Genomic DNA, 16308 nt, shown 5'->3' on the forward strand with positions numbered 1-16308 from the left:
GTCGGCAGTTCGACTCTGTCCTGAACCATTCGCTATTTTTGGCGGTTGTGGCGAAGTGGTTAACGCATCGGATTGTGGTTCCGACATTCGAGGGTTCGATTCCCTTCAACCGCCCCATAATCGTATTACACAGTGCGGGTGTAGTTTAATGGCAAAACCTCAGCCTTCCAAGCTGATGTTGTGGGTTCGATTCCCATCACCCGCTCCATTTTTTATTAATCCACAGTAGCTCAGTGGTAGAGCTATCGGCTGTTAACCGATCGGTCGTAGGTTCGAATCCTACCTGCGGAGCCATGGCTCCTTGGTCAAGCGGTTAAGACACCGCCCTTTCACGGCGGTAACACGGGTTCGAGTCCCGTAGGAGTCATACAAACAGAAGTGAAATATCGCTTCTGTTTTTTTATATCTTGATTAAAATCTAATAGTGGAGAGTTGTCCGAGCTGGCCGAAGGAGCACGCCTGGAAAGTGTGTAGGCGCCACAAGCGTCTCGAGGGTTCGAATCCCTCACTCTCCGTAAGGACGCTTATAGTGATTGATTTCATTATAAGCGTTATTTTTATGTGAACTATGTTATACGTTACGTGTACGGTTCAGAATGATTCTAGGTTTATAAAAAAGCATCTCCTCAAGCTAAAATTAATTGTGGTCAGCCAACCAAAATTAATCAAGTTGAGGAGATGCTATTTAATGTCATCTGACATAGATAATTTAGCACATACTAACTGAAATTGTAAGTAATGAGCGGGTGGTGTACTAGTAAAACCTCATTCTAAATATAATGAAACTTATCACTTAAAGATTTATTTAACGCAATCGTTTCTAAGAAAAGTGAGGCTACCGGGATTGAATTAAAGATTAAAAAAGGTTAAAAGTGTATACAAATGATAAAGTGAGTATTGCATTATAATATAAATATATTATAATATAATTAATCGGCGACTACGCGCGGATGTAAAACAATAATGTGTAGCTTAACATGATAAAATAGTTCCAGATAGCTATTGATTAAATGAATCATCTGGATTAGAAGTTAGAGTTAAGACTCTGACTTCTTTTTATTTTGCTTTAATTTCTTATCTTTTTTAAAGTACAAAAGTGTGATGACAATTGAGTAAACAAAAAGAAAAATCATTATCGCCGTTGCCATATTAAGTTCCTCCTATTATCTGTCTAAACTTATTTTGATTTTTTAATGAAATGAATTTAATTAACCATTTTTAGTTATTCTTATTTATATATATTAATTTAACATAGTTAACTTTACTTCATAATATAACATTTATAAAGTTTTAGTGAGAGGTGTTCACTAAATTTAAACTATTTACTTTTCAGCACCCATAATAACTAGATAAACGTGAATCACACTTTTCAAAATACATATTTGACTACATATAAATCCTCATCATCTTCATTTCTTCAATCACAATTTCAAGCTAAAGTACTGATAAATATGTTCTGAATCGTTATAATATACATTGTATTTATTTTTGGAGGAATGTCGTGTGGATTTTTGGTTAAAAGAACAATCTCATATAAATAAAGATAAAATAGCGATAATGACAGATGACCAATCGCTTACATTTGAAGAATTGTATACGCAAGCTTATCAATTAGCGCAATGTATGACATCACTTCGCCAAAACAGAGTAGGGCTATATATTAAGAATGATTTAGATTCTATCATACTGATTCACGCATGCTGGCTTGCGCGTGTTGAAATTGCGATGATTAACACACGATTAACAGAACAGGAAATCATCAATCAAATGCATTCTGTTAATGTCGATACGATCTTACATACGATTCCTCTCGAATTAGACAATTTTAACCTTTATGATATCGATGCAATTAATAAATTAAAAACTCAAAACATTGAGTCCAGTCAATTTAATATGAATGATATTGCATCTATTATGTTTACTTCCGGTACAACTGGTCCTCAGAAAGCTGTACCTCAAACCTTTCATAATCACTTCGCAAGTGCGACAGGATGCAAACAAAGTTTAGGTTATAACCAAAATACAAAATGGTTATCAGTGCTACCTATTTATCATATCTCCGGACTTAGTGTCATATTAAGATCAGTTATTGAAGGTTTCACAGTACGAATAGTTGAAAAATTTAAAACCGAAAAAATGCTTAATATCATTATTAATGAAGACATCACGCACGTCTCTTTAGTACCACAAACATTAAAGTGGTTAATGGATGCTGGATTAACTCAACCTTATTCAATTGAAAAAATTTTGCTTGGTGGTGCGAAGCTTTCATCTCATCTTATCGATCAAGCTCTGGAATACCAATTACCTATTTATAATTCATTTGGAATGACGGAAACATGTTCCCAGTTTCTTACGGCATCGCCTGAGATGTTATCTCAAAGATATGATACTGTAGGTAAACCTAGTGATAATGTAAAAGTTAAAATTAAAAATCCGAATCATTTAGGTCATGGAGAACTCCTTATAAAAGGAGAGAATGTAATGAATGGTTATTTGTATCCTGAGCATTTGACTGATACGTTTGAAGATGGTTTCTTTAAAACTGGTGATATTGCAGAAATAGATAATGAAGGCTTTGTCATGGTATATGACCGTCGCAAAGATTTAATTATCAGTGGTGGAGAGAATATTTACCCTTATCAAATTGAAACAGTCGCTAAGCAATTTAACGATATTTCTGATGCAGTTTGTATTGGTGTTTCTGATGAGACATGGGGTCAAGTTCCAGTGCTTTATTTTATTGCTGAAAATGAAATTAACAAGAGCGAATTAGTTGCTTATTTTCAACAAAATTTAGCCAAATATAAAGTACCTAAAGCGTTTTATCAAGTAGAGGCGTTACCTTATACATCAACGGGGAAATTACAGCGAAATAAAGTTACAAATGAAGGTATAAAATATGAAAATTAAAGCTATCAATCTCTTTGAATATGAAGAACCCTTTCAATCTCCAATGATTACGCCGAAAATTAAGCTAAACGAACGTAAAAGTTTAATTATCGAAATACTAACGCATGATAATCAATCTTATTATGGAGAGTGTAATGCATTTGCCACGAATTGGTATGATAATGAAACCATCGAGAGAGTAATCGAAACAATCAATACTTGGAAATCGCAAATTATTGGAAAGGTGTTTACATCTTTCGACGCATGGTTACCTTATTTAAGCGAATTGGATTCTATGCCAGCGACACGTGCAACTGTTGTTATGGCAGTGTATCAGATGTATCACACATTACCTTCTTTTTCAGTTGAATATGGTGCAACAGTAAGCGGTTTAACCAACTCGCAATTGTTAACATTATCTCGAACTAAGCCGAAGCGAATTAAACTTAAATGGTCTTCGCAATTAGCTGAAGATTTAAAACGTATACGTCAACTTGATTTCGAGTGTGATATTGCGATTGATGCCAATGAATCGCTGACGGTTGATTCATTTTCAGAAATAACAGAGCTAGAATCGGAAGATATTCTGTATATTGAAGAACCGTTTAAGTCGTTGGATACATTAAATGAATTGAATGCTAGTCATTATCCTTCTATTGCAATTGATGAAAAAGCAACATCTATCAAGCACATTGTATCCATCGTCAATCAATACCCAGTTAAAGTGGTCGTACTGAAGCCATTTAGATTGGGTGGTATCGATAAAGTCATCGAAGCAATGAAGATATTAAAGGCGAAAGGAATTCAATTCGTCGTGGGAGGCATGTATGAGTTTGGCTTAAGTCGGTATTTTACAGCGATGTTATCTAAAGAGGGGGATTATCCTGGAGATATAACGCCTTCAGGGTATTACTTTAAAGAAGATTTAGTTAAAGATTCAGGCATATTAAAAGAGGGAATGATTGAATTCACTCCCCCTAAAGTAGAGCTATCGAAATTAAAGCCACTTTAATGTTTATGTTCGGTAGATGAATGTTTCTCTTTCTTTAAAGGTACGGGATCAAAGCCACCTTTATGAAATGGATGACATTTAAGTATACGTCTGATGCCTAGATAAAGGCCTTTAAATGCACCATGATATTGAATTGCTTCTCTAGTATATTCTGAACATGTTGGATAAAATCGACAGGTCGGTGGTGTCAATGGCGATATAAAGCGCTGATAAAACACTACCATCGCTAGAAATAATTTTTTCATCATCGAAATTACGCCTCCAACAATTAATTTAATAAATTTAGTTTAACATAGTATGAGGGGATGTGTGGAATGTGAAGTTTCGTGATAAAGATAATAGAGAAGTAACGCTTACTTATAAGAATCATACAAATGTACCAAATGGAAATCACGTGCTTAGCATTCCAGTGTATAACGATCAGTTATTATTTACTCAACATAAAATTCGAGGCATTGAATTTCCGGGAGGTAAAGTAGAGAAAGGTGAAACGCCTTCAGAAGCAGTTTTAAGAGAATTGTATGAAGAAACAGGAGCAATTGCTCGAAGTTGTTACTACTTTGCACAATACGAAGTGACAACAAATGATAATGAATTATTTTTAAAGGATGTCTTTTTCATAGAAGTGAGTCATTTTGAAGCACATCATACTTATTATGAAACGAACGGTCCTTCTCTTTTTGAAAATGTAACTGATATACCTCGTGTGAAACAAAGTTTTCTAGTGCAAGATGCGACAATTTTAAAATGTCTTGAAAGGGTGAGAGCGCTTGGATTTTACAAAAATTAAGAAAATGCCTATAGACGCTCATACACATCGATTTGAGGAAGTTACTTATCAAGTAGATCATTTAAATGTTAAAGCATTGATGATGACACCATATCAATCTGTAGATCGAATTGTCGTTTATCTTAGAGGCGGAAAAGGACAAGTAGGGCGTGTCAGAGCAGCAAGATTAATGCAGTTTGCAGATGCGCATACATTGGTTGTTGGCCCTTATTATCGAGGTAACAACGGCAGTGAAGGCAAGGATGAATTCTATCGTGGAGATTTAAATGATGTAACACAATTGATACGACTATTACATCATCAATATCCTAAGGCGCATGTTCATATGATTGGATTTTCTCGTGGTGGGCTTCAAGGATTATTAACGTTTCAAGATTTACCTGTAGATAGCTATATTATTTGGGGTGGCGTATCTGATATTCACTTAATGTATGAAGAACGTGTGGATTTAAGAGGAATGCTACGTCGAATGGTGGGGCATCCTAAGAAAGATATAGACGCTTATAATAAGAGAGATGCATTAAAAAATATTGATGCTCAAAGTCCTCCTATACTCATTATTCATGGTGGAAAGGACTGGCAAGTAGGTATTCACCAAGCATATGATTTAGAGGAAAAACTACAAGCCAAAGGAACATATTATGAGACGTTCTATCAACTTAACGAAGGTCATGTGCCAAGACCACCAGCTATGAAAGAGACACTGTCAAAAGTGCGTCAATGGATGGAAAATATTGAAAATCATAAACGTAAAAACTGCTAGCAAACGCTAGGTAAATAAATAGAAAAAAGGTAGAAATCCCAAATTACGTGCTTTCTACCTTTTTCAATTCTGTCAATTTTATTTATTAAAAGCGCCTTTTTCTGCAATATGTTCAACTTCAGAACCGAATTTTTTGAAGTTTTCTTCAAAACGGTTGATTAAGTCTTGAGCTTGTTCGTGATATTTATTCGCATCGCTCCAAGCATTAACTGGATCTAAGATTGTTTTAGGAACATCTTTAATTTCAACGGGAATATTTAAACCGAATGTATCATCTTTTTTGTATTCGACGTCTTTTAATTGTCCTGAAATTGCTTGGTTCACCATTTGACGAGTATAATGCAAGCTAATACGACGGCCTACACCGTATTTTCCACCAGTCCAACCAGTGTTAACTAAGTAAACATCCACATTATGTTTGTCGATAAGTTCACCGAGTAAATCAGCGTAAACTGTTGGATTTAATGGTAAGAAAGGTGCGCCGAAACAAGTTGAGAATGAAGGTTCCGGTTCAGTGACACCGCGTTCAGTACCAGCTAATTTAGATGTGAAACCACTTAAGAAATGGTACATTGCTTGATCTTTGGTCAATTTAGAAATTGGAGGAATGACACCAAAAGCATCAGCAGTTAAGAAAATAATTGTATTTGGATGTGCTGCTTTAGAAGGTAGAACGATATTATCAATATGTTCAATAGGGTAAGCGGCACGCGTATTTTCAGTAAATTTATTATCATCAAAATCTACTGTACCATCTTCTTTAACGACTGTATTTTCTAAAATAGTACCGTATTCAATTGCATTATAAATTTGTGGTTCTTTTTCTTTAGAGAGGTTAATGGCTTTGGCATAACATCCGCCTTCAATATTGAACACGCCATTTTTATTCCAACCGTGTTCATCATCCCCAATTAATTTACGTTCTGCATCAGCAGAGAGCGTTGTTTTACCTGTACCTGAAAGACCGAAGAATAAAGCAACATCACCTTTTTCTCCAACATTTGCTGAGCAATGCATACTCATAATATCTTGCATTGGTAATAGGTAGTTCATTACTGAGAAGATACCTTTTTTCATTTCACCAGCGTATTCAGTACCGCCGATTAAAATCACTTTATGTTTGAATGAAATGATGACAAATGTCTCTGATTTAGTCCCATCTACTTCTGGGTCTGCTTTAAAGTGTGGGGCAGAAACAATTGTGAAGTTAGGTTTGATATTCTTAGCTTCCTCTTTTGAATCTGGACGAATAAACATATTATGTGCAAATAAGTTATGCCACGCTAATTCGTTGATGACTGTTAGCTTTAAACGTGAATCTTTATCACTTCCCGCATAACCGTTAAATACATAGAGTTCATCTTTCTTACCCAAATAATCTAAAACTTTATTGTAAAGTTTTAAAAATGTTTCTTCATCAATCGGTTGGTTGATGTCTCCCCAATTGACATTATCTCTATATGAAGGTTCAGTTACGATGAATTTATCTTTAGGTGAACGGCCAGTATATTTCCCCGTACTTGCGTTAACTGCACCTAATTCAGTTAATTGTCCTTCATTGTTGTTTAAAATCTTGTTGTAAAGTTGAGTTGTTGAGAGTTGAAACTGAGTTGATGGTTTTTCTAGTAAATTTTTAATTTTAATTGTTTCTGTGTATGTGTCTACTGACATACTCAATCCCTCCAAAGCAATAGTAGTTATGTAAGCCTTTACATTTAAATAGTATAACACAACACAATGATTAATCCACAGTAAATATAAGCTATAGAGCGAAATCATAAATTGACATTAAACTATGAATTCGGTAGTATTAATTTTAACGGATTCTCTTATCCTGAGTGGTGGAGGGACATGGACCCAACGAAACCCAGCAACCTCTTTTTAGTAAAGAAAGGTGCCAAACCGTTTGCAGACATATATCGTCTGAACGATAAGAGCGAATGGACGTTTAAGAGCCTTCTCTCTATCTTGATAGTGTAGAAGGCTCTTTTATTTAGCTCACACATAAAAGAGAATTTTCGTAATCAATATATAAAGGAGCAAAACATGACTTATAATAAACGATTATTTACTTCAGAATCAGTCACTGAAGGTCATCCCGATAAGATTGCAGACCAAGTATCTGATGCCATTCTTGATGAAATTCTTAAAGATGATCCTAATGCACGTGTTGCATGTGAGACAACAGTAACTACAGGTATGGCGCTTATTTCTGGTGAAATTTCAACTTCTACATACGTAGATATTCCAAAAGTAGTTCGCGAAACAATTAAAAATATTGGCTACACAAGAGCTAAATATGGATACGATTACCAAACAATGGCTGTATTAACAGCAATTGATGAACAATCTCCAGATATCGCACAAGGTGTAGATAAAGCGCTAGAATATCGTAATGAAATTTCTGAAGAAGAAATAGAAGCTACTGGTGCAGGAGATCAAGGTTTGATGTTCGGTTACGCTACAAATGAGACGGATACTTACATGCCACTTCCAATCTTCTTATCACATCAACTTGCTAAACGCTTATCCGATGTACGTAAAGATGAAATTTTAAATTACTTACGTCCTGACGGTAAAGTTCAAGTAACTGTAGAATATGATGAGAATGATCAACCTAAACGTATTGATACCATCGTTGTATCTACTCAACATGCAGAAGATACAGAACTTGAACAAATTGAAGCGGATATTAAAAAACACGTCATTTATCCAACAGTATCTGAAGATCTATTAGATGAAGAAACGAAATTCTTTATTAATCCTACTGGACGATTTGTGATTGGTGGACCACAAGGTGATGCCGGTTTAACAGGTCGTAAAATCATTGTTGATACGTATGGTGGATATGCTCGCCACGGCGGTGGTTGCTTCAGTGGTAAAGATCCTACTAAAGTGGACCGTTCTGCTGCATATGCTGCTAGATACGTAGCTAAGAACATTGTAGCTGCAGAATTAGCTGATCAATGTGAAGTACAATTAGCGTATGCCATAGGTGTTGCAGAACCTGTGTCAATTTCTATTGATACGTTTGGTACAGGTAAAGTTTCAGAAGCTGAATTAGTAGAGGCAGTTAGAAATCACTTCGATTTAAGACCAGCAGGAATTATTAAAATGTTAGATTTAAAACAACCTATTTATAAACAAACTGCTGCTTATGGTCATTTTGGTCGTACAGATGTTTTACTACCATGGGAAAAGTTAGACAAAGTGAATTTACTTAAAGATGCGGTTGAAGCATAACCATTGCTTTCAATTGAGTGAAAGGAAATATCAATTAAATGTCGATAAATTGAGTGTTTTCTATTATAATGAAAGTTATTGAAATGGTTAAAGGAGCGTTGTTGTGATGAGTTTATCTTCACCGATAGTTATAGGCTTAATCGTTGCAATTGTTGTGGCAATTCTTTTCTTTATTCTCTTTTTAGTTGCAATTAGCAGTAAAAAGAAAATTAAAAATCAAACAGAAGCCCAATATAAAGAAAAAGAGCAACATTTGAAAGAATCTCATGAAGAAGCCTTAGAAAAAGAAAGAGTAGAAAATAAAAAGGCTGTCACTAAACAAAAAGAAGATTTTGATGCGACAGTAAATAGTAAAGATAGAGAAATTGATGCATTAAAGCTATTTTCTAAGAATCATAGTGAATACGTTACAGATATGAGATTAATTGGCATTCGTGAACGACTTGTCAATGAGAAAAGAATTCGTCCCGAAGATATGCACATCATGGCGAATATCTTTTTACCAAGTAATGAATTTAACAATATAGAGCGTATCAGTCATTTAGTATTAACTAGAACAGGATTATATATCATTGATTCTCAACTATTGAAAGGGCATGTATATAATGGTATTAGTGGCGCTCAATTCAAAGAGTTGCCAACCATGTCACAAGTGTTCCAAACACTTGATTTAGATCAATCAAGTCCACAAACATTAGTTTTAGATCAAAATGAGGATCAAAAATCATTGTCATTTGTGAATTACTCTGAAAAGATTCAACAAATTCAAACTCTTGCGGGTGATTTACAAAGTGAGTTAAATACGAAATATACGCCAACATCAATTTTATACTTCAATCCTAAAGATGAAGGCGATGTGACAATTTCTAATTACGCACAATCATCGAATGTCAAAGTGCTTGTAGGTCCTGAACAACTAGATGAATTCTTTAATAAGTTTGTCTTCCATGGACGTATTCAGTACAATGTTGATGATTTACAAACAATCATGGATAAAATCGAATCATTTAATTAAAGCATACAAACGTAAGGAATAGATTTTCTTACGTTTGTATTTTTTTGTTTGAAAAGGGTATAAAGACATTGAGAAACCATGATGAGTTAACATTTTTTACATCAAAAAATGGAGATAGTAACATGTACATCATAGCTTAATAAGGAGTGAGCGTAATGGAAACAATTCAATTTTATAACGGAAGGGAAATGCCTAAGGTAGGATTAGGTACTTATAGAGTTGAGAACAGTGATGAATGTAAGGATGCAGTTAAGCATGCGATTGAAAGTGGATATAGAAGTATAGATACTGCCAGAATATATGGGAATGAAGAAATGGTCGGACAAGGAATTAAAGAGGGGCTTGAATCGACAGGTCTAAATCGTGAGGATTTATTTATTACGTCTAAATTGTGGCTTGAAGATTATGGTCGTGCGAATGTAGACCAAGCTTATAATCATTCAATCCAGCGCCTAGGCTTAGATTATTTAGATTTATACTTAATGCATTGGCCAGGGACAAATGAAGCTGTCATGATTGATACTTGGCAAGGTATGGAAGACTTGTATAAGGAAAGTAAGGTTAAAAATATTGGAGTAAGTAACTTTACACCAGAAAATTTTGAAGCTTTACTTGCGCAAGTTTCTATTAAACCTGTCATTAATCAAGTTGAATTTCATCCTTATTTAATTCAAAAAGAGTTACGTCAATATTTAGAAGCGCAAAGCATTGTAATGGAATCTTGGTCACCATTAATGAATGCACAAATTTTAGAAGATGAAACAATTAATGATATTGCTAATGAGATAGGGAAATCACCTGCACAGGTCATCATAAGATGGAATGTACAACATGGCGTTGTGGTGATACCAAAATCTGTAACGCCTAGTCGTATAGAAGAAAATTTAAACGTCTTTGACTTTGAATTATCTGATGCTCAAATGGAAAGAATTGATCAATTGAATAAAGATGAAAGAATGGGACCTCATCCAGCTGATTATAACGGACATTAATTTATAAACGATTCCAACATCTGATGAGATTTGCTCGTTATAGGTGCAAATCGATAAAACGCGATAGTATAAAATAAGCTCTAAGACATTTTCGTTAATGTATTGTTTCCTTAAAGTTGAGTCACATTCCAACTTTGAAGAGATATAGAACATTTCAGAATTTGTCTTAGAGCTATTATTTTAGTATTTAATCTTAATTTTCATGGATATGATTGGTTTCATACGAAATGAATACATATCATTGATTGGAAATTGGGCGATGCATTACCTTTAATATTAAATGTGAAAGCCGAGATAACAAGCGATAAAGCCAATTAAAAATTGTAGTAATGAATAACCAATAAAATGACCTAATTTAAATTTAGGTGTAAGAAAATGAACTAGCTCGTTTGAAAGTGTGGAAAAAGTAGTTAGACCACCAAGTACACCTGTAATAAAGAAAGGTGAAATCCAATGATGAGAAATTGAAATCCCCATTGTAATTCCTATTAAAAAGCTACCAATGATATTGACGATAGGTGTTGCGATTGGGATTGTTGAATTAAATTTACGATTACAAATATCTGTAACAAGTGCACGTAACACTGCTCCAATACCTCCGCCAAGCATAACAAGAAGTATAGCAATCATGATAGACGACCTCCAACTTTAACGCCTAGATAACAAAGTACAATTCCTAAAATGTAACTTGTTAATCCATAAGTGAAGAGCATGATAAAATGCTGCTGATCAAATAGATGTACAAGTTCAAATTGAAAAGTAGAAAAAGTAGTTAATGCGCCTAGGAAACCAGTGGTAATTGCCTTTTTAACGAGTGGATATCTCTGAAATAGAGAAATTGCTAAGGTACCAATCAATCCCATTAAAAATGCGCCTGTAAGGTTGGCTATCAATGTGCCAATCGGTAATGATGATCCTTCATTAAATATTGAGAGGCCATAACGCAAAAGTGCGCCAAACGCACCACCAATAAATACATATAAATATTGCAACGCAAATCACCTTAATATAAATTTGATATCTTTTTAACCATTTTCATAAAAGTCATTATCTTCACAATAACTATTAGATTTAGCTATAAAGTCGTTACTATTTAAAAATAAAACCAAAAGTATGTAACGAAGATAGGATATGAAAAATAATAACAATAAAAATGATTAACGGTAAGAGTCTACTCGCTACTTTAATCCAATCTGTGCTTTCTCTAGAATGTTTAATTGATTTATCTGCAAAAATGATAGATAAAATTAAAATAATAATATTTACTAGTGTTGTAGCAACCATTATTTTCATAAATGAATTGAAAATATGACTTAATAAAGTATTATTAGTGTTAAAAAAGAAACTAATAATAATCATTAGCAAACTCAAGTAAAAGTATTTTTTTGAACGTGCCATAAGTTGCCTCCTTGATTAACATCATTACAATATACTATCACATTTTAAGAAGATGAGAATAGTAAAACTCATTTTATAACAATAAACTTATTTGATGCACTTTTTTATAAACTGCGATTTCTAGGCAAATTATTCGCTTACATCATTTACGCATGTTATAAATATGTTATAAAGTTCTATGACTCAACGTGATAATAAGAATTCTATTTACTTTGTAAGTATACATATAGATATGAGTTTCATTTACATATAGATTATCGTTTTGAGCGTAATGTTTAGGAGGAATAGCGAAATGGCGAAATTAAATGTAGAAGTTTTTGCGGATGGCGCAGACATAGAAGAAATGAAGGCAGCATACGCTAATAAACAAGTTGATGGATTTACTACGAATCCTAGTTTAATGGCTAAAGCAGGTGTTACAGATTATAAAACATTTGCTGAAGAAGCGGTTAAAGTAATTCCAGATGCATCCATTTCATTTGAAGTCTTTGCAGATGATTTAGAAACAATGGAAAAAGAAGCAGAAATCTTAAAACAATATGGTGATAATGTATTCGTTAAAATACCAATTGTTACGACAAAAGGGGAGTCCACTCTTCCACTAATTAAGAAATTATCTGCGGACAATGTGAGATTAAACGTTACTGCTGTTTATACAATTGAACAAGTTAAAGCTATTACAGATGCTGTCACTGAGGGCGTCCCAACTTATGTGTCTGTATTTGCAGGTAGAATTGCAGATACAGGGGTAGATCCACTTCCTTTAATGAAAGAATCAGTTGAAGTGACACATAGTAAAAAAGGCGTGAAATTGCTTTGGGCTAGCTGTCGTGAAGTGTTTAACGTGATACAAGCTGACGAAATCGGTGCAGATATCATCACATGTCCAGCTGACGTCGTTAAGAAAGTTAACACTAACTTAGGACGTGACATCGAAGAACTTTCAGTGGATACTGTTAAAGGGTTTGCGAAAGATATTCAAAGTTCAGGACTTTCTATTCTTTAAATATTTGATAAAAATACGGAAAAGCAATCGAGTATGTATTTAACTGTCTCGATTGCTTTTTTAATTTGTAGAGTCAATAAAGTGATAATTGAAACCTTTTTATAATTAATATATGATTTATAGAAAATGAGAAATATTGAGGAGCGAACTCCAAAAAATGAACAAAAATAAATTCACAGAAAAAGTTCAGAAACAATTATGGTTCTTAAATAGAAAAGAAAAGGACCAATTGAAGCAAAAATTAAATGCTTTAGATGAAAATCAAAATGTTGATTTTAATAAACCGATTAATTTCTCTAATCAATATTTAAAGGACTTTGTATTCAAGGAGAAAACAACGTCTTCTGGAAAGATATTCATGTTGCTTATTGGGATTGTATTGGCTTATGCAGTCTTATTAGGATTATTTTTATTAGGTTTAATTACAAGTTTAGCTGCGGTGCATTATTTTATAAATCCTAAAGTAGCATTATCTAGTATTGTTGTAGTGCTCATTATTGTGGTGGCGATTATAATAATGATTCTAAGTCTGTATTTGATTAAAATAGCTACCGCATTGTTTACGAAGAAATTACTCGAATTGAAGTTTAATAGAAGCTAGTTTTTTCTATGATTTGTCCGAGGGCGAGGCTTTCTTGCCATTTTTTAGTGACTAGGGTATAAGGTATATCAATACTAAGTGTTGTTGAGTTTTCAAAAATAATGATTGTAACATTAACAGAAGAATGAATACCTATGATTTTACGTGCGTTAATAAAATACTTTATTGACGCGCGTTTTTGCGTAATTGGAAATAAAATCGTGTCGTTATCTATAAAGATAGGGATAAGCTTATTAATGTTTAGAACTCTTTTAGCTCGTGCATTTTGTACTTGTAAAGAGGTGTGATTGAGTTCGAGAATATAATTTATCAATTTATGAGGTGGAAAAGGTAATGTCATTTCAAAATTTGCGTATTGAATATCTGTAGCTATATTCGTCGAGATAGCAGTTTTTAAATAGAGGAGATTATACGTAGATAGTGATTTCATGATGTTCATTCCTTTATAAATAATTAAATTTGCTTAAACATTTATGTCGAGTATGGGCTTTTATTTTTTTAATTGTTGTTTTTGATAAATGCATGATTTGTGCAATTTCATATTGTTTGTAGCCTTGAAGGTGTAGTAAGAGCCAGCGTTTTTCTTGGGGATTAAGATGAAGTGTAATATCTTCTAAATGTAAATTGAAATCGTTGAGGACAGTTGAGGGTTCTTGAAAAGATTCTGCTGTATAGGTGGTACCCATCATTTCCATTCTATAACTTTCTTTTCTAAAAATGTCGATTAAATAATACTTTAATCGAACGAAAAGATATGTGTGTAGCACTGAAGCCTTTTGATTGTCATAGTCTAAAATGAGTTCCCACATTTTAATAAGTAAGAGTTGATAAAATTCATCATAATTATAAGTGATTTGATAGCTTTTTAACAAATGATGAATGATTTTGTTATATTTTTCGTAAGCTAGGTCAAATTCCATGTTGTGTACTCCTATTTATGTACATAAATATTATTTCCGGATAAATAGAAGTTAACTTAAATTATAAAAATTATCATTTGCGTAATTTTCAAATAAGGTGTTAAATAGTAACCATAGACTTAATAAAACTAAAATATTTAACATGAAAAAGACTGTAAAATAACAATTCGACATAAATAAATTCTGATAAATATTAAGGGAGGTAAACATGGACTACGCACACTTAAACTTAGAACACTTTTTCGCACGTAATGATGACTTAGATGTGATTAGAGATCGTTCTGATTTCGTAATGATTAATAACTTTACGAATGAAATGAAATATCGTGATGGGGAGATCGAGGGAACAATCGATTTAAATCAATATTATTATAAAAATCGTTCTCAAGCAGCAAGCTTCATCATGATGGAATATAAAAAATCATAATTAAATTGTAATAAAATCGAGGTAACTTATCGTCATTAAATGATATTCTGAACTTTAGTTTCACTGTTTATTGAAATAATTGATAGACTGATTTCCACATTATATATGTTGATAGAAATGCATGTTTAAAGGACTATTATTAATGATGATCAAGTAAGACCTCTATTTTTATATAAAGTTTCAATTTTATTACTTTTTATTTATGAATTTGTAACAATACTAATATAAAATTGTGAATCCGAATCAATAATGTTAAACTTTATTATCGTAATGAAATTGAATAGTTTAACAACAATGACCTAAGAGGTGTGAATATGATTAAGCACAAAAAGGGCTCTATTATTTCTATAATAGGACTACTTATAGTATTCGTTGTTGCTGCTTTTATTTTCTTTTCAATGATTTCTGATCAAATTTTCTTTAAACATGTGAAATCACAAGAGAAAGTAGTTAAGTTGGATAAAACTTTAGATAAAGCAGCAAAGAAACAAATACATAATTATACGAGCCAACAAGTATCTAATAAGAATAACAATGCTTGGCGAGATGCATCTGATACTGAAATCAAAACAGCAATGGATAGTAGTAAATTCATTGATAATGACAAACAAAAATATCAATTTTTAGATTTATCTAAATACCAAGGTATCGATAAAAATAGAATTAAACGTATGTTGTTTGATAGACCAGTTTTATTAGAACATACTGATGACTTTATTAATGCAGCGAAAGCCAAACATGTGAATGAAGTTTACCTTATTTCTCACGCGCTTTTAGAGACTGGGGCAGCGAAAAGTGAACTTGCAAAAGGTGTAGAAATAGACGGTAAGAAATACTATAACTTCTACGGTGTAGGCGCGTTAGATAGTGATCCTATCAAAACGGGAGCTCAATACGCTAAAAAACATGGTTGGGATACACCTCAAAAAGCCATTTACGGCGGAGCGGATTTCATTCATAAACATTTCTTGTCACATGAAGACCAAGATACGTTATATAGTATGAGATGGAACCCTAAAAATCCTGGTGAACACCAGTACGCAACTGATATTAAATGGGCAGAAAGTAATGCCAGTATCATTGCTGATTTCTATAAAAACATGAAAACTGAAGGTAAATACTTCAAGTTATATGTTTATAAAGATGACAAAGAACATCAAAAGTAAACGATGAAATGAATAAAGCATCACTATTAAGATAAGTTAACCTTGATAGTGATGCTTTTTCTAATTCATGTCGAATATGCATT

18 protein-coding genes, 5 tRNA genes and 1 riboswitch are annotated in these 16308 nt (G+C 33.2%); of the genes, 16 read left to right on the forward strand and 7 right to left on the reverse strand.

Annotation, left to right across the window (positions count from 1 at the left end):
- Nucleotides 1-41: 41 nt before the first annotated feature.
- The 7 genes from HMPREF2580_RS04790 to menC all read left to right on the forward strand — a co-directional run bounded on the left by HMPREF2580_RS04790 (nt 42) and on the right by menC (nt 3904).
- Nucleotides 42-117 (forward strand) — tRNA-His (locus HMPREF2580_RS04790).
- Nucleotides 118-134: 17 nt separating this feature from the next.
- Nucleotides 135-208, forward strand: a tRNA-Gly gene (locus HMPREF2580_RS04795).
- Nucleotides 209-219: 11 nt separating this feature from the next.
- A tRNA-Asn gene (locus HMPREF2580_RS04800) sits at nt 220-294 on the forward strand.
- 1 nt (nt 295) lies between these two features.
- Nucleotides 296-367 (forward strand) — tRNA-Glu (locus tag HMPREF2580_RS04805).
- 59 nt (nt 368-426) lie between these two features.
- A tRNA-Ser gene (locus HMPREF2580_RS04810) sits at nt 427-515 on the forward strand.
- A gap of 988 nt (nt 516-1503) precedes the next feature.
- Nucleotides 1504-2913 (forward strand): o-succinylbenzoate--CoA ligase, encoded by a 1410-nt coding sequence (gene menE, locus HMPREF2580_RS04815; protein WP_070830759.1) that lies wholly within the window; start codon nt 1504-1506, stop codon nt 2911-2913.
- Nucleotides 2903-3904 carry an o-succinylbenzoate synthase gene (gene menC, locus HMPREF2580_RS04820; RefSeq protein WP_070830761.1) on the forward strand — a complete coding sequence of 334 codons (1002 nt, stop codon included), beginning with the start codon at nt 2903-2905 and terminating at the stop codon, nt 3902-3904. The genes menE and menC overlap by 11 nt, the downstream gene beginning before the upstream one ends.
- On the opposite strand, the gene yidD is transcribed toward menC, so the two are convergent.
- Complete coding sequence (gene yidD, locus HMPREF2580_RS04825; protein ID WP_037541567.1) at nt 3901-4149, reverse strand: membrane protein insertion efficiency factor YidD; 249 nt, start codon at nt 4147-4149, stop codon at nt 3901-3903. The genes menC and yidD overlap by 4 nt on opposite strands.
- A gap of 71 nt (nt 4150-4220) precedes the next feature.
- Between yidD and ytkD the strand changes: the two genes are divergently transcribed.
- Both ytkD and HMPREF2580_RS04835 read left to right on the forward strand, forming a co-directional pair.
- Entirely contained in the window at nt 4221-4694 is a 474-nt protein-coding gene (gene ytkD / locus HMPREF2580_RS04830; protein WP_070830763.1) for an RNA deprotection pyrophosphohydrolase, read from the forward strand.
- On the forward strand, nt 4675-5457 hold the full coding sequence (locus HMPREF2580_RS04835; RefSeq protein WP_070830765.1) for an alpha/beta hydrolase family protein: 783 nt from the start codon (nt 4675-4677) through the stop codon (nt 5455-5457). The genes ytkD and HMPREF2580_RS04835 overlap by 20 nt, the downstream gene beginning before the upstream one ends.
- 78 nt (nt 5458-5535) lie before the next feature.
- On the opposite strand, the gene pckA is transcribed toward HMPREF2580_RS04835, so the two are convergent.
- The gene (pckA, locus tag HMPREF2580_RS04840; protein ID WP_070830767.1) at nt 5536-7128 is read right to left on the reverse strand and encodes a phosphoenolpyruvate carboxykinase (ATP); all 1593 of its coding nucleotides are present in this window, start codon (nt 7126-7128) and stop codon (nt 5536-5538) included.
- Nucleotides 7129-7283: 155 nt separating this feature from the next.
- Nucleotides 7284-7394: riboswitch (SAM riboswitch) on the forward strand.
- Between the two features lie 109 nt (nt 7395-7503).
- On the opposite strand from pckA, the gene metK reads away from it, so the two are divergent.
- The 3 genes from metK (at nt 7504) to HMPREF2580_RS04855 (ending at nt 10707) form a co-directional block, all read left to right on the forward strand.
- Nucleotides 7504-8700, forward strand: a complete 1197-nt coding sequence (gene metK / locus HMPREF2580_RS04845; protein WP_070830769.1) for a methionine adenosyltransferase — start codon at nt 7504-7506, stop codon at nt 8698-8700.
- A gap of 106 nt (nt 8701-8806) precedes the next feature.
- On the forward strand, nt 8807-9715 hold the full coding sequence (locus HMPREF2580_RS04850) for a nuclease-related domain-containing protein (protein ID WP_070830771.1): 909 nt from the start codon (nt 8807-8809) through the stop codon (nt 9713-9715).
- A 155-nt stretch (nt 9716-9870) separates the two neighbouring features.
- Nucleotides 9871-10707, forward strand: coding sequence for an aldo/keto reductase (locus tag HMPREF2580_RS04855; protein ID WP_070830773.1), 837 nt, complete (start codon nt 9871-9873; stop codon nt 10705-10707).
- Between the two features lie 276 nt (nt 10708-10983).
- On the opposite strand, the gene HMPREF2580_RS04860 is transcribed toward HMPREF2580_RS04855, so the two are convergent.
- From HMPREF2580_RS04860 to HMPREF2580_RS04870, 3 genes are all read right to left on the reverse strand, one after another.
- Nucleotides 10984-11337 carry a fluoride efflux transporter FluC gene (locus HMPREF2580_RS04860; RefSeq protein ID WP_070830775.1) on the reverse strand — a complete coding sequence of 118 codons (354 nt, stop codon included), beginning with the start codon at nt 11335-11337 and terminating at the stop codon, nt 10984-10986.
- Nucleotides 11334-11699, reverse strand: coding sequence for a fluoride efflux transporter CrcB (gene crcB / locus HMPREF2580_RS04865; protein WP_070830778.1), 366 nt, complete (start codon nt 11697-11699; stop codon nt 11334-11336). Before crcB ends, HMPREF2580_RS04860 begins: the two co-directional genes overlap by 4 nt.
- A gap of 97 nt (nt 11700-11796) precedes the next feature.
- Complete coding sequence (locus HMPREF2580_RS04870) at nt 11797-12105, reverse strand: hypothetical protein (RefSeq protein ID WP_044466752.1); 309 nt, start codon at nt 12103-12105, stop codon at nt 11797-11799.
- 292 nt (nt 12106-12397) lie between these two features.
- Here HMPREF2580_RS04870 and HMPREF2580_RS04875 point away from each other — a divergent pair, with 292 nt between their 5' ends.
- Entirely contained in the window at nt 12398-13111 is a 714-nt protein-coding gene (locus tag HMPREF2580_RS04875) for a transaldolase (RefSeq protein ID WP_070830780.1), read from the forward strand.
- Between the two features lie 157 nt (nt 13112-13268).
- Entirely contained in the window at nt 13269-13712 is a 444-nt protein-coding gene (locus tag HMPREF2580_RS04880; protein WP_070830782.1) for a hypothetical protein, read from the forward strand.
- On the opposite strand, the gene HMPREF2580_RS04885 is transcribed toward HMPREF2580_RS04880, so the two are convergent.
- Nucleotides 13699-14142, reverse strand: coding sequence for a competence protein ComK (locus HMPREF2580_RS04885; RefSeq protein ID WP_070830783.1), 444 nt, complete (start codon nt 14140-14142; stop codon nt 13699-13701). The two genes, HMPREF2580_RS04880 and HMPREF2580_RS04885, sit on opposite strands and share 14 nt — an antisense overlap.
- A 13-nt stretch (nt 14143-14155) precedes the next feature.
- Entirely contained in the window at nt 14156-14632 is a 477-nt protein-coding gene (locus HMPREF2580_RS04890; RefSeq protein ID WP_070830785.1) for a sigma-70 family RNA polymerase sigma factor, read from the reverse strand.
- 208 nt (nt 14633-14840) lie between these two features.
- Here HMPREF2580_RS04890 and HMPREF2580_RS04895 point away from each other — a divergent pair, with 208 nt between their 5' ends.
- Together HMPREF2580_RS04895 and HMPREF2580_RS04900 are read left to right on the forward strand one after the other, a co-directional pair.
- Nucleotides 14841-15059, forward strand: coding sequence for a hypothetical protein (locus HMPREF2580_RS04895; RefSeq protein WP_002443489.1), 219 nt, complete (start codon nt 14841-14843; stop codon nt 15057-15059).
- A gap of 314 nt (nt 15060-15373) precedes the next feature.
- A complete protein-coding gene (locus tag HMPREF2580_RS04900; RefSeq protein WP_002443487.1) occupies nt 15374-16225 on the forward strand; it encodes a peptidoglycan release complex glucosaminidase SagB in 852 nt (283 codons plus the stop codon).
- Nucleotides 16226-16308 lie beyond the last annotated feature (83 nt).

This window comes from Staphylococcus sp. HMSC036D05 (assembly GCF_001836225.1).
GTDB classification, from domain to species: Bacteria; Bacillota; Bacilli; order Staphylococcales; family Staphylococcaceae; genus Staphylococcus; species Staphylococcus caprae.

Coding starts and splice junctions, on each gene's coding strand:
- menC (WP_070830761.1), top strand. CDS start 2,903: ATGAAAATTAAAGCTATCAATCTCTTTGAATATGAAGAACCCTTTCAA.
- HMPREF2580_RS04850 (WP_070830771.1), top strand. CDS start 8,807: ATGAGTTTATCTTCACCGATAGTTATAGGCTTAATCGTTGCAATTGTT.
- HMPREF2580_RS04890 (WP_070830785.1), bottom strand. CDS start 14,632: ATGGAATTTGACCTAGCTTACGAAAAATATAACAAAATCATTCATCAT.
- pckA (WP_070830767.1), bottom strand. CDS start 7,128: ATGTCAGTAGACACATACACAGAAACAATTAAAATTAAAAATTTACTA.
- HMPREF2580_RS04900 (WP_002443487.1), top strand. CDS start 15,374: ATGATTAAGCACAAAAAGGGCTCTATTATTTCTATAATAGGACTACTT.
- HMPREF2580_RS04880 (WP_070830782.1), top strand. CDS start 13,269: ATGAACAAAAATAAATTCACAGAAAAAGTTCAGAAACAATTATGGTTC.
- HMPREF2580_RS04875 (WP_070830780.1), top strand. CDS start 12,398: ATGGCGAAATTAAATGTAGAAGTTTTTGCGGATGGCGCAGACATAGAA.
- HMPREF2580_RS04870 (WP_044466752.1), bottom strand. CDS start 12,105: ATGGCACGTTCAAAAAAATACTTTTACTTGAGTTTGCTAATGATTATT.
- yidD (WP_037541567.1), bottom strand. CDS start 4,149: ATGAAAAAATTATTTCTAGCGATGGTAGTGTTTTATCAGCGCTTTATA.
- HMPREF2580_RS04855 (WP_070830773.1), top strand. CDS start 9,871: ATGGAAACAATTCAATTTTATAACGGAAGGGAAATGCCTAAGGTAGGA.
- HMPREF2580_RS04860 (WP_070830775.1), bottom strand. CDS start 11,337: ATGATTGCTATACTTCTTGTTATGCTTGGCGGAGGTATTGGAGCAGTG.
- HMPREF2580_RS04885 (WP_070830783.1), bottom strand. CDS start 14,142: ATGAAATCACTATCTACGTATAATCTCCTCTATTTAAAAACTGCTATC.
- HMPREF2580_RS04895 (WP_002443489.1), top strand. CDS start 14,841: ATGGACTACGCACACTTAAACTTAGAACACTTTTTCGCACGTAATGAT.
- metK (WP_070830769.1), top strand. CDS start 7,504: ATGACTTATAATAAACGATTATTTACTTCAGAATCAGTCACTGAAGGT.